Annotated in this window: 10 protein-coding genes; 8 read left to right on the forward strand and 2 right to left on the reverse strand. The window is 41.7% G+C overall.

Annotation, left to right across the window (positions count from 1 at the left end):
- Nucleotides 1-85: 85 nt before the first annotated feature.
- From CWC16_RS14060 to CWC16_RS14095, 8 genes are all read left to right on the forward strand, one after another.
- Nucleotides 86-736 carry a peroxiredoxin-like family protein gene (locus CWC16_RS14060; RefSeq protein WP_138541967.1) on the forward strand — a complete coding sequence of 217 codons (651 nt, stop codon included), beginning with the start codon at nt 86-88 and terminating at the stop codon, nt 734-736.
- The gene (locus CWC16_RS14065; RefSeq protein ID WP_138541968.1) at nt 736-1,503 is read left to right on the forward strand and encodes a haloacid dehalogenase type II; all 768 of its coding nucleotides are present in this window, start codon (nt 736-738) and stop codon (nt 1,501-1,503) included. The genes CWC16_RS14060 and CWC16_RS14065 overlap by 1 nt, the downstream gene beginning before the upstream one ends.
- A 168-nt stretch (nt 1,504-1,671) precedes the next feature.
- Entirely contained in the window at nt 1,672-2,280 is a 609-nt protein-coding gene (locus CWC16_RS14070; RefSeq protein ID WP_138541969.1) for a PilZ domain-containing protein, read from the forward strand.
- A 57-nt stretch (nt 2,281-2,337) separates the two neighbouring features.
- A complete protein-coding gene (locus CWC16_RS14075) occupies nt 2,338-3,393 on the forward strand; it encodes an agmatine deiminase family protein (RefSeq protein ID WP_138541970.1) in 1,056 nt (351 codons plus the stop codon).
- Nucleotides 3,390-4,283: a carbon-nitrogen hydrolase gene (locus CWC16_RS14080; RefSeq protein ID WP_138541971.1), complete on the forward strand. Its 894-nt coding sequence runs from the start codon at nt 3,390-3,392 to the stop codon at nt 4,281-4,283. The genes CWC16_RS14075 and CWC16_RS14080 overlap by 4 nt, the downstream gene beginning before the upstream one ends.
- A gap of 51 nt (nt 4,284-4,334) precedes the next feature.
- The gene (gene mfd / locus CWC16_RS14085) at nt 4,335-7,808 is read left to right on the forward strand and encodes a transcription-repair coupling factor (RefSeq protein WP_138541972.1); all 3,474 of its coding nucleotides are present in this window, start codon (nt 4,335-4,337) and stop codon (nt 7,806-7,808) included.
- The gene (locus CWC16_RS14090; protein WP_138541973.1) at nt 7,808-8,644 is read left to right on the forward strand and encodes a peptidoglycan binding protein CsiV; all 837 of its coding nucleotides are present in this window, start codon (nt 7,808-7,810) and stop codon (nt 8,642-8,644) included. Before mfd ends, CWC16_RS14090 begins: the two co-directional genes overlap by 1 nt.
- Nucleotides 8,645-8,661: 17 nt before the next feature.
- Nucleotides 8,662-8,913 (forward strand): outer membrane protein assembly factor BamE, encoded by a 252-nt coding sequence (locus CWC16_RS14095; RefSeq protein ID WP_138541974.1) that lies wholly within the window; start codon nt 8,662-8,664, stop codon nt 8,911-8,913.
- Between the two features lie 58 nt (nt 8,914-8,971).
- Here the strand turns inward: CWC16_RS14095 and CWC16_RS14100 are convergent, their stop codons facing one another.
- Entirely contained in the window at nt 8,972-10,324 is a 1,353-nt protein-coding gene (locus CWC16_RS14100) for a hypothetical protein (RefSeq protein ID WP_055018365.1), read from the reverse strand.
- 104 nt (nt 10,325-10,428) lie between these two features.
- Nucleotides 10,429-13,011 (reverse strand): TonB-dependent receptor, encoded by a 2,583-nt coding sequence (locus CWC16_RS14105; protein WP_138541975.1) that lies wholly within the window; start codon nt 13,009-13,011, stop codon nt 10,429-10,431.
- Nucleotides 13,012-13,846: the final 835 nt, after the last annotated feature.

Here is a 13,846-nt window from a genome sequence, read left to right on the forward strand (position 1 = left end):
TCAAATGAAGCTTTCAGTTTTGCAATATATATTTAAATTAATAGAACACACATAATCTGCCTAAAGCTATTTTCGAGATTTAACCATGAGTTTGAAAAAACAGATTGATGCCTATAACGTTCAAAAAAAAGCGAAGCTACCTAGCGATGTATTAGCTCTAATGGAGCAAACAACGAATGAGCTCATTGCTCAACATATAAAAGATAAGGCACTGCAAGTAGGCGCTAAAATACGTAACTTTAGCTTACAAAATCACAACGACGAGCATGTTGAATTAGCTGATTTACTCAATAAAGGCCCAGTAATAATTAGCTTTTACCGGGGTAACTGGTGCCCATATTGTAATTTAGAGCTCAAAGCGCTTAATGATTACCTACCTCAATTTAAAACGCACAGTGCGCAGTTAATTGCTATATCTCCTCAATTGCCAGATGAAACGTTATCTACCGCGCAAAAAAATGACCTCGAATTTAACGTACTTTCAGATATTAATAATAAGGTAGCTGAGCAGTTTGGTTTGCTGTTTACATTAGATGAGCGCATTCAAGCACTTTATAGCCAATTTGGCATTGATTTTGAAAAATACTACGGCGACAAAAGCTATAACTTACCCTTGCCCGCCACATATGTAATTAACCAAAAAGGCATAATCACTTATGCCTTTTTAAACGAAGACTATACCCTACGTGCAGAGCCTATTGATGTAATGGCCGCCCTTGAATTGGAGCAATACTAATGTCTATTCTAAAATCGTTAAAAACCCTTACCCTATCGTTACTTGTTGGTACTAGCTTAGCCTCTGGTAGCGCTATAGCTGAGGAGCCACAATCGCAAGTAAAGCCTAAAGTGCTTATTTTTGATGTAAATGAAACACTCCTTGATTTAACCTCAATGCGCACCTCTATTGGTAAAGCCCTTGGCGGGCGTGAAGATTTATTACCGCTTTGGTTTTCGACTATGTTGCATCACTCACTGGTGGATACCGTAAGTGGCAGTTATCACGACTTTGGACAAATTGGCGTTGCATCGCTGCGCATGGTTGCTAAAAATAACAATATAGCCATTACAAATGAACAAGCTAAAACAGCCATTGTTACTCCGCTTTTAACCCTACCGCCTCACAAAGATGTGAAAGAAGGACTGGCAAAACTCAAAGCTCAGGGCTATAAGTTAGTAAGTCTGACAAATTCATCAAACAAAGGTGTTAAAGCCCAGTTTGAGAGCGCTGGATTAATGTCGTACTTTGATGAGCGCTACAGCATTGAAGATATTAAAATTTATAAACCAGACTTACGTGCCTACGAGTGGGTGTTAACTAAATTAAATGTAAAAGCAAATGAGGCAATGATGGTAGCAGCGCACGGTTGGGATGTAGCAGGTGCGAAAGAAGCCGGCTTACAAACAACCTTTATCGCCCGCCCAGGTAAAACACTTTACCCGCTGGCTAAAAAACCAGACCATGTTGTGAAAGATTTACATGAATTAGCCGCTCTACTTAAATAAGCTCTCCCAGCGCTAATTAATCAATACCCAAGCGGCTGATGTTAGGATGACATTGGCCGCTTTTTTATTACTAAAAACCACGTATAAACAAAGTATTTAACGTTTTTATCTGCTAGCAATTTACTCCCCACAACGCTACTATTTAATGAATACGCAGTGGAGATAATTATGAACAGTCAAAGATTAAGCGAATTTGAAGAGTACTTTCAAATAAATGAAAGCATTCGGGTAAACTTATTTGCTGTAGAAAACCAGGCAGTCCCGCAATCTCAACTCGCACTTGAAGACGACATACCTCCTCTATTTAAGCTAGCTAACGAAGTTAGTGAGCTTGAACAAGCCTCATTAAGACCTTTAAGAAACTTAGGCGATTTAGCACAAGACCTGGCGTCTTTTTTACAGGCTCAGTCGCGTAAAATTGATTTAATAATGAGTCACATTTTAGCTTCAGAGCAAGCCCAAGATAATGCTATTCAGTGTGATAGCTATGGCGGAGGCGGCATTCGTTTTACCTCTACTGATGTATACGCAATAGGCCAAGCTTTTAGAACAAAGCTATTTTTGCACCACGAAGCCTCAGCCGTTTACTGCTATACAGAAGTGGTGGCCGTTGAAAAACAAGACAGCAAACACTACCAATACACATTACTGTTTACTGCAATAAGAACCACAGACCAAGAGTTAGTTGTAAGAGCCAGCTTACATGCACAAACACGCCAGCTAAAAAAACGCCAAGAACTCGAGCAAATTGAAGATGATTCAAGCAGCGATAAATAGCTGACATATGCATGTAAAATGCTAAACTAGCGCCACCGTAATTTGTATAAAAACTTCATGAACTTTAGACTTTTACCTGAATGGGCTGACCAAGACGCCATTATGCTTACCTGGCCCCATGCACAGACCGACTGGGCTGATACGCTTGAACGCGTTGAGCCTGTATATGTTGAGCTTGCAACGCATATCACAGCCGTGCAGCAGCTTGTTATAGTTGCCCATAACGCGGCACTTAAAGGCCACATTACTGCCTTGCTAAAAAAAGCGAATATAGATTTAGGCCAAGTGCACTTTGTTGTTACGCCTACAAACGATACGTGGGCGCGCGATCACGGCCCTATTACCTGCGCAAATATAAACGACTCTCGCCAACTTAAAATTTACGACTTTATCTTTAATGGCTGGGGTAATAAGTTCGAAAGTGCCCTGGATAATAAAATTAACGCCGTACTGGTTAACAAGCTAGGTAATAAAGCAAATCAATACCAAGCCCTTGATATAGTACTTGAAGGCGGCGGTATTGAAATTAACGAACACGGTGTACTGCTTACAACCAGCGAATGTTTACTGAACAAAAACCGCAACCCAGATTTATCATCTGGCGATATTGAGTCAATTTTAAAAACGCATTTAGGCGCAACTGACTTTTTATGGGTAGATCATGGCTATCTAGCCGGTGACGATACCGACAGCCACATTGACACACTGGTACGCTTTGCGCCTAATAATACCCTTGTATATGTTAAGTGCGATGCGAAAGAAGATGAGCACTTTAGCGCATTAGATGCGATGGAAAAACAGCTAATAAGCTTTAAAACACAAAATAATACCCCATATACATTAATTGATTTGCCATGGCCAAAACCGGTGTTTGATGATGACAACACCCGATTACCGGCAACATACGCAAATTACTTGATTATCAATAATACGGTTTTAGTTCCTACATATAACGATGACTATGACGCACTGGCACTCGCGCAAGTTCAAAAAGCGTACCCAACGCACACTATTATTGGCGTTAATTGCCTACCTATTATTGAACAATTTGGTAGCTTACATTGCATTACCATGCAATTACCTCGTGGATTTTTAGCTGGAGCAGCACAATGACAAGCCCTGCAAAATTAACCGTTGCCCTAGTGCAACAAACTAACAGTGATAATGCCGAGCAAAATATGGCTAAGTCGATTGCTGGCATTCGTGATGCTGCTAAGCAAGGCGCACAGCTTGTGGTTTTACAAGAGCTACATCGTAGTCTGTACTTTTGCCAAACAGAAGATGTGGATGTATTTGACCTAGCCGAAACAATTCCGGGCCCAAGCTCAAATACATTGGGTGAGCTTGCCAAGGAGCTAGGTATTGTTATTGTGGCTTCACTGTTTGAAAAGCGTGCCACTGGGCTTTATCACAATACCGCTGTGGTACTTGAAAAAGACGGCAGCATTGCGGGTAAATACCGTAAAATGCACATTCCTGATGATCCGGGCTTTTACGAAAAATTTTACTTTACCCCTGGCGATCTAGGCTTTGAGCCAATTCAAACCTCAGTAGGTAAATTAGGTGTATTAGTGTGCTGGGATCAATGGTTCCCAGAGGCGGCGCGTTTAATGGCTATGGCTGGCGCTGAGGTATTAATTTACCCAACCGCAATTGGCTGGGATCCCCGTGATGAAAGCGATGAACAAACACGCCAAAAAGACGCGTGGGTTATAAGCCAGCGTGCGCATGCGGTTGCCAACGGCGTACCTGTTATCAGCTGCAACCGTGTAGGCCACGAAAACGACCCTAGCGGACAAAGCGAAGGTATACAATTTTGGGGTAACTCGTTTATTGCAGGCCCTCAAGGCGAAATGCTCTCAGAGGCAAACAATACTGATGAGCAAATTTTAGTAGTAGAACTTGATCAAAAAGCCTCAGAAAACGTAAGACGTATATGGCCGTATTTACGCGACCGCAGAATTGATCACTATCAAGACTTAACAAAAATTTACCGAGACTAAATAACTGCATGGCGTTTGTGAGCAAGCGCCAACTAAAAAATGGAGCACTAAATGGCGTTTGAGCAATGGGCAGCCTTGCCGTGGGTAAAATCTCAAAAAGATAAAATTCAATGGGGGCAGCTAACTGGTAGTGCATTAAGTATAGCCATTGCAGAAGGTGTAAAACAGCAAAACGATTTAGTGCTTATAGTTACACCAGATACGCCAAGCGCATTGCGACTTGAAACCGAGCTCGAATACCTATTGCCAGACAACCCAGTAATGGTATTCCCTGATTGGGAAACCTTACCCTATGACCACTTTTCTCCGCACCAAGATATTATTTCAGCACGCTTAGCCACGTTAAACACATTAAAGAACGAGCAGCAAAGTGTACTGATAGTGCCTGTGTCTACCTTAATGTTACGCACTGCGCCCGCGTCGTTTATTTATGGCTCTACCCTTAATTTTAAAATAGGCGATAAGCTCGACACCCATCACCTGCGCAGTAATTTAGAACAAGCAGGGTATTTAAATGTACAGCAGGTAATGGAACACGGTGAATACGCAATACGTGGCTCCATTGTTGATTTGTACCCGATGGGCAGTGTCCATCCTTTTAGACTCGACTTTTTTGATGATGAAATAGACTCAATTCGTTTGTTTGATGTGGAAACTCAGCGCTCAGATGAAAAGGTAGATAAAATTGAGTTACTTCCCGCGCATGAATTTCCAACCAACGAGTCAGACGTTGAGCGTTTTAGAATAAATTATCGCGATAAATTTGGTGCCAGCTCAGAGCAAGACTCTGTTTATATGCAAGTAAGCAAAGGTACGTGGCCTGCCGGCATTGAATACTACATGCCGTTGTTTTTTGAAAAGCTTGCAACCATTTTTGATTACTTGCCAAACACCACTACGGTTATGCAATTAGGTGATTTAGAACACGCCGCAGAGACCTTTTGGCACGATGTAAACGTACGCTATGAAAACCGTAAAGTCGATCCCCTACGTCCACTGCTTGCGCCCAGCGAGTTGTATCAGCCTATTAATGAGTTGTTTTCTAATTTAGGTGAGTTTGCGCGAATACGCTTATCACAAGCTAAGTTGCCTACTAAAGCGGGCAACAAAAACTTAAATGTAAGCGAGCTGCCAGCGGTAAGAATCGATCACAAACAACACGAACCCTATGGCGCATTTATAGAATATGTTGCAGCGCAAAAAAAGAAAAAAAGCCGCATATTACTCAGTGTTGAATCTGATGGCCGACGCGAGTCATTATTAAGTGTGCTCAAACCAAGTGGCTTAAAATTTAAAGAGTTTGAAAATTTAACTCAGTTTACCCAAAGCCAAAGCGATGTAGGGCTAATTGTAAGCCCGCTTGAGCAAAGTGTAGTACTAGGCAGTAAGCCGAGTCTGTCGATAATTACTGAGCAAGAACTGCTTGGTATTAAAGTATCGCAGCGCAGGCGCCGTAAACATAAATACGAAGCAAGCCAAGATGCGCTCATACGTAACTTAGCCGAGCTTAAAGAAGGCCAGCCAATTGTTCACCTCGATCAGGGTGTTGGCCGCTATCAAGGCCTGCAAACAATTGACGCCGCTGGTGTCATCACTGAGTTTGTTACCATCACCTATGCTGGTGAAGCAAAGCTGTATGTGCCGGTATCGGCATTGCATATGCTAAGCCGTTATTCTGGCGGTGAAGAAGCAAGCGCCCCACTGCATAAACTGGGCTCAGATGCGTGGGAAAAAGCTAAAAAACGCGCCGCTGAAAAAGTACGTGACGTAGCCGCAGAGCTATTAGATATTTACGCACAGCGCCAAGCAAAGCCTGGTAATAAATTTGCACTTGATGGCCAAAGCTACCGCCAGTTTAGCGACAGCTTCCCGTTTGAAGAAACGGACGATCAACGTAACGCAATCGAAGCCGTGCTTGGCGATATGCAATCTAAGCTCGCTATGGACCGTTTAGTATGTGGTGATGTGGGCTTTGGTAAAACAGAAGTAGCTATGCGCGCCGCATTTGTAGCGGTTAACGATAATAAACAAGTAGCCGTGTTAGTACCTACAACCCTACTTGCTCAGCAACACTATGAAAACTTTAAAGACCGCTTTGCCGATTTTCCTATCGAGGTGGGTGTGCTTTCGCGCTTTAACTCAACTAAAGAGCAAAAAGATACCCTAGAAAAAATGGCTGATGGTAAGCTCGATATCGTCATTGGTACTCATAAACTCATACAACAAGATATTAAATTTAGTGATTTAGGTTTACTGATTGTTGATGAAGAACACCGTTTTGGTGTGCGACAAAAAGAGAAAATAAAGTCACTACGTGCTGATGTAGATATATTAACGCTTACCGCCACGCCTATTCCGCGTACGTTAAACATGGCAATGAGCGGTATGCGCGATTTATCGATTATTGCCACCCCGCCTGCTAAGCGTTTAGCGGTTAAAACCTTTGTACGCCAACGCGACAGCGACTTAATACGCGAAGCCATACTGCGTGAAATAAAACGCGGCGGCCAAGTTTACTTTTTACATAACAATGTAGAAACCATTGAGCGCGTATCGCAAGAGATTAGCGAATGGGTGCCAGAGGCAAGTGTTACCTCTGCGCACGGGCAAATGCGCGAGCAAGAGCTTGAGCAAATAATGACGGACTTTTACCATCAAAAGTACAACGTACTGGTATGTACCACCATTATTGAAACCGGTATTGATGTACCTACTGCAAATACCATTATTATGGACAGAGCCGATAAGCTTGGCCTTGCTCAGTTACACCAATTACGTGGGCGTGTAGGACGTAGCCACCATCAAGCGTACGCATACCTTTTAACCGGCGATGCTAAAGCACTTTCTAAAGATGCCACCAAACGCTTACAAGCAATTGAGTCGTTGGAAGATTTAGGCGCAGGTTTTGCCCTTGCTACACATGATTTAGAAATACGTGGTGCGGGTGAACTATTAGGCGACGATCAATCAGGGCAAATGCAAACCATTGGCTTTAGTTTGTATATGGAAATGCTAGAGCAGGCAGTTAATGCCCTTAAAAATGGCAAAGAGCCAACGCTTGAAAACCTGCTTCAGCAGCAAACTGAAGTTGATTTAAAACTCCCTGCCTTATTACCTGATGATTACATACACGATGTTAATGCGCGTTTAGGTATGTACAAGCGCATAGCAAGTTGTGCTAACCTTGCCGATATGGACGAATTACAAGTAGAGCTAATAGACCGTTTTGGCTTATTACCTGATGCCACTAAAAACCTATTTAGTATGCAGCAACTAAAAATGCGTGCAAGCGATTTAGGCATTACAAAAATAGAGGCAAACCCTAAAGGGGGTTACTTTGAATTTAGCCAAAATACCAAGGTTAATCCTAGCTTCATCATAGGCTTGATACAAAGTGCACCCCATGTGTACAAAATGGATGGCGCAAATAAATTGCGCTTTGCAATTAATGAGGTAAACCCTCGTGAACGCTTAAAAATGGTCACTGCAATGATTGCAGATTTCGAAAAAAAGGTTAGCCATTAATGTTGCTAAAAAAATCGCTTATCGTGTTATGTTGCTTATTTAGCAGCACCGCAATTGCAGAACGTTGGTTTGAAGTAGAAGTGCTGATATTTAAACAGCGCCCTGCCCCCTATTTACAAGAAGACTTTAGCTTAAAGCACGAGCCCATTAAGGCGAAAAATACCTTAGAGTTACTGACCCCTTTATACACAGAGCAAGCAATGCAGGCATGTATAGATGGCGATAGTCGCTTTCAAAAACGCACCTTTACCGACTCTTTAGTTAATGCCAACCCGCAATCGGGTGTATGTGATAACAGTATCGACTTTATGCAAAGTTACGACGAGTTGCCCGTTACGCCATTGGCACCGCCGCAAGACACAATGGATGAGCCTTACCTACTGGCACCCGAGCAATTACAATTTAACGCTCAGCGCCGAGAGCTTGACCGCAAAGGTTTAGACCCGCTACTACATACCGGCTGGCGCTTTGAAGGGGTAAGTAAATCGCGAGCGCCAAGCGTACACTTAATTTCTGGGGAGCATATAAAGCGCGATGTTAACACCACGCCAAATTATGCAAACCCCGACTTTATTAGCCTTGTTCAAAGTAAACCACAGCTGTTTGATACCTCTGATCAACCCCTAAGCTATTGGGAGTTAGATGGTTTATTTAAAATACATTTACGCCACTACCTGTACATAACGGCAGAGTTTGACGTAAACGAAAAACTACCTAATGGGGATATTGAATCAGCCCGCTTTTCACAATTTAAACGTGTGATTAGTGGTGAAATCCATTACTTTGATCATCCTCGTATGGGCATGATTGTACAAATACGTAAGTATAAACACTAAATCAATAGGACATAACAATGAAAAAATTCCTGATCATCGCAGCAGCGCTAAGCTTGGCAGCTTGTTCAAAAGTAAGTCTAGAAAACTACGAAAAAATTGAAGTTGGCATGGATAGAGCCGAGGTAGAAGCGATTTTAGGCTCTGCTGATAACTGCGTAGAAAAAACACTGCATACTAACTGTGTTTGGGGTGATGAGTCTAAAAACATCGAAATCACACTTGTTTCAGACAAAGTAACGATTTATTCAAAGCATGGTATTACAAAGTAACACTGCGCTTTATTAGCTTAGTTTACATAACTCTAAGGGATAGCCGTGCTATCCCTTTTTATTTTTTAGAGTAAATAAGTTCAATATTAACTATTTTACTGCGATTAAGCGTGATTTTGTAACGTTGATATAAGGTTCTTTCCTCGTCTTTTAATACCATCACCAAATTTAACTGGTATCGCCTTTCAACCGCTTGCTTTGATATTTTATTGCCATCTAAATGATACAGCTTGCCCTCACCGCGTTTTAAATACCGTGCAAAAGGTGCCAAATTAAAACGCATACTTTGCTGTAGCGTGTCGTAGCCAGGTAAAAATTCTTTCGCAGAAACACGTGTTTCACTAGCAAAATGAAGCCACTGCGCGGCTAATTTGTTTTGCTGACGCCGTTTCGAAAATATTGTTTTTACTTCGCTGGGGATTTTTTTAAAACGCATGTATTCAAGCCAAACAAACTGGCTTGCCACCCGGTCTTTAGTGATGCTGTTTTTAAATACAAAGCGCCATTTGGGGCGCCCCCGCACAATAGCACGCCAAATTACCCGCGTAATATCTTCTTTAAATATTTCACGTAGTCCGTAAATAACCCCTAATATTAAAATAAGCGTGGCGGTAACTTCGGTAAAGGTTGAACGTGCATTTAGTATAACCACCATCACAAATGCCATAATAACCGCTGTTACTGTGCCTTTCACTAAACGCTTTAAGTAACTATTTAAATAACGCGTATTGCGATGCAAAATAACGCCGTGCTCTATAAGGCGCTGCAGTAGACGCATTTTATTAGTAATGCGGTTACCATCTTGTAGCGTGGTTTCTGAGTTGTAATTTTGCTCAAAGCGGTATGTATTTTCGCTTTTACAAAATTGCAGTAAATCGTTGCGCTCTTTAGCAAAATCACTACTGCGTGGGCCTTCATCTAAAAGTTTTAAAAACGACTGCTCAACATGCCAACTTAAATAGTTATCCGCATTGGTGTAAAACGGGACTAGCTTTTCATCATCAGGGGTATACCTGCGCAGCTTTTTTAGCAGCCCTTCACTTTGTTCAAACAGCTCTTGTGCGCGGGCGTAAAAAGCCTCTACCTCTTGAATTTTTAACGCATCTTTAATATCAGCATCGAGCGCTAAACGAACCTGATAGCAGTACAAATTAAGGTTTTGACGGTAATCTTGCTGCTCACCTTTGTTTTTACTAACAAAGCGGCTACGCACTAAAGGTAAGTGTATGTTTTTAGCGTTATAAGCTAAGTGCGATTTAAAGTGGTTATTAAAATAAGACTCTTCACTGAGGGTTTGCGCGTTGATACCCATTTCGTTGGGAATAGAAAAGTACAAGTCGATACGTTGCTCAGAGCGAGGGGTTAGCTCTGGTTCTATGACAAAAGATAAATTTTCGTCTTGTTTTAACAATCAGTTCTCCTTCTAATAATGTATTTAAGTGTACTTGTCTCCTTTGTTTTGTTCAATAAAAAAGGCCCAGTAAACACTGAGCCTTAATACGATTAATGTGCTAATTAAAACTTAACGTTTACACCAGCAAATACACGGCGACCTAATACATCGTATGTGTACGGGTCAGTGTTAGAGTCGTTATTACCAGTGTAGTAAGGAGGTTGCTTATCAAATAAGTTATTTACACCTGCAGATACAGACACAGTCTCATTAAAGATGTAAGCACCGCTTATGTCATGGTATACAACTGAAGGCGTTGTAGGCGCATAACATGATGAAACATCGCTTTGACAGCTGTAGCTATCCATTCCTGCAATGTAGCGCGCTTTGTAGTTTGCATTCCAAGCATCGCCTTTGACAGTTAGCTCAAAGTTAGCTTTAACATCTGCATAACCACCGATGCCAGAAGTAATTAAACCAGCGTAATCAATGCTTGATTCAACAACGTCTACTAGGTACTCGTCTAGGTAAGTAACATCTAATGATGTATTCCATGCAAGACCCGCTGCATCAAATGTGTAGTTTAAGTTTAAATCGTAACCTTTAGTTTGCTCGTAACCTACGTTTTGAAGTTGGTTATTAAAAGCAATACGGCCAGTGCTTTGGTTAAACGATAGCGCAGCTGAGCTACATAACGCAGTACCTTGATTAGCTAATGAACCATCTGATGCTAGACATGAATCAACAATGTATTGGTTGTTAACGGTAGCAATAGCATTTTCAATTTCAATGTCGTAGTAATCTAACGTCATTGAGAAACCTTCAAACCACTCTGGCTCGTACACAATACCTGCTGTTAGCGTATCAGCTTCTTCAGGCGTTAATTGGTCATTACCACCTACTGTTACTTCTGCCTGGTCTTGTGCACCTGGGAAGCTAACTTGTTCGAAAGACGGTGAATTACCTGAGTATAGTTCAGCTACTGTAGGCGCACGGAATGCTGTAGAGCGAACACCACGAAGCATTACTTCGTCGTTTACACGCCAAGTTAAACCCAATTTCCAAGTTTCGTCAGAACCGAATGTGCTGTAATCGAAAGCACGGATTGCAGTGCTTAGTTCAACGTTTTGCGCTAAGAACGCATCGCTAACTAAAGGAATTGCAAGCTCTAAGTACGCTTCATTTACGTCAAAACGACCGCTTGTAGGCTCAACACGTGGGTCGTTTGCAAGACCTTGTGACGTGATTGAATCTGGAATGTACCATGCTTTTTCTTCACGGCGCTCAACGCCCGCTGCAAACCCTACGTAACCTGCAGGAAGTTCCATCACTTCACCCGCTAATGAAGCAGTGAACATTAGTAATTGGCTACCACCTGAGTTTTGCTCAGTGTAAACGTAATCGCTTAAGTTCTCAGCAGACCAAGAAGATTGCATAAGTGGGTTAAAGTCACCCGCTTCGATTGCATCTTGGATAGAGCCCATGTTGTGAAGGTTGCTTAAACGGTCAACTGAATCGTTACGACCAAAAATTACAGACACATCCCAATCGTAACCACTGTCAAGGTAACCTGCTGCACCAACTACAGTACGCACAGTGTCAACAACTTGTGAGAAATCACGCGTACCTGTGTCTGTCATACGACGACCGTAAGAAACTTCATCACCGTAGTTAATATTGTGGCTAGTTAGTGAATCGCCCATCTCTTCAGTGTAATCAAAGTCAAACCATACTGGCTGTGGTGCCATTTGTTGCTCTGACCAACGTTTAGAGTATGTAAACTCTGAGTATAAACGCGTGTCATCAGTAAGATCGAAGCTACCAATACCTGTAAGGTTTAAACGACGCATAGGCGTGTATAGGTAGCTGTCTGATGAGTAGTTGTACGCATCATCAGAACCAAAGTCATGCCAACCGTTGTCTGCTTGACCTTGAAGTGATTCGTCACCTGACCATACGTGACCATTTGGCGTGTATGAAGAACCTGAACAGTAAGGTGCACTGCCGTCACCATCTTCAGTTAATGGACAATCAGAGAAGCTACGGTCTGCTTGAGATGCGTCACCACGGTCAGTGTATTGAAGACCAATTACAACGTTACCACGGCCAAAGCTACCACCCATAGTGATATCGAAAGACGTTTCATCAGCATCACCTTCAGTAGTGATTGCAGATTTAACGTTTAAGTCTAAACCTTCAAAGTCATCTTTTAAGATGATGTTTACAACACCTGCAACCGCATCAGTACCGTATACTGCAGATGCACCATCTTTAAGTACTTCAATGTGCTTAATCATAGACACTGGGATAGTGTTTAAATCAACAGTCGAAGCAGCACCAGTACCTGAGTTGATCATACGACGGCCATTTACAAGTACTAGTGTACGTTGTGAACCTAAACCACGTAAATCAATAGAAGCATTACCACCAGAACCATTGTTAATACCCGGGTTGGTCATTGCACCACCCGTAGCAGTCATTTTTTGTAATACGGAATCAACCGAAACTGCGCCGGTTGCAGCAATGTCATCTGCACCGATTAAAGTAACTGGGCTAGCGGTTTCCATATCTGCGCGCTTAATGCGAGAACCCGTTACTTGAATTTTTTCAATAGCGTTTGCGCCATCTTCGGCCGCTACTACTTGCATACTTGAGAACATTGGGATTGCTGCGATTACAGCTAAACCAAGAGTTGATTTTTTCATGAATAAACCCTACTTGTTGGAAATTTACCTTGATTGGTAATGCTCACTTTTTATAAGAATTGTGAGTCAGGGGGGCAACTTAGGCTCAGTTAACTGAACAAAAACTTAACGACAGGCGAATGTATATACAACAGCAAAAAAGAATAACCATAAAAGGTACAAAGGTTATTGATTGTTTCAGTGTTAATTAAAAAAAACAGATTTCAACCAATAACTTAAACAACTCCCAAACCAATAAAAACACACCTGAAATCAAAGTTATTCAGATTGTAATCAAATGTAATCACCCTATAAATATCCCCTTTTTAGAAAAATTAACATATTAATCACAGCGCATTAGTAAAACCGTAAAGGTGTAATAAATTTACTAACCATAAATATGCAAATTTACTGATTAAATAGTCTGATTAAGCTATTTGTTTGGCTTTTTTAGGTCATATTTTTGTTCAGCGAGGCTTCAACGTTTGATTGGAACAAGCGTAATTGTTTAAATGAGTGAGACTTATGAAAGGCTAGGTAGATGGTTTTCGCTTTTCAGGTACAATTACACAACATAAAACAGGTTATGTAACTAAGTAAGCTCTAAAAGCACGTTATTTAATAGGGTATTTTATTACTTGCTATGCTTTAAAATAAAAGTGTAAAAATAATGCTAGGGCGTGTTGACCTTTGCGGATTGAAATTTGTTCAATCTAGGGGCGATTAAATCGCGGCGCGAGGTTTGTAACCTAGTGGGCTAAGTAAAAACCGAGTAAAGCTTCCGCGTCCTGCTCACGCCCCTTACCTACATCCATGTAGGCAACAAAGAGTAAATGGCCCCTAGGCAGAACCTGTT

The organism is Pseudoalteromonas sp. S3776 (assembly GCF_005886915.1).
Lineage (GTDB): Bacteria > Pseudomonadota > Gammaproteobacteria > Enterobacterales > Alteromonadaceae > Pseudoalteromonas.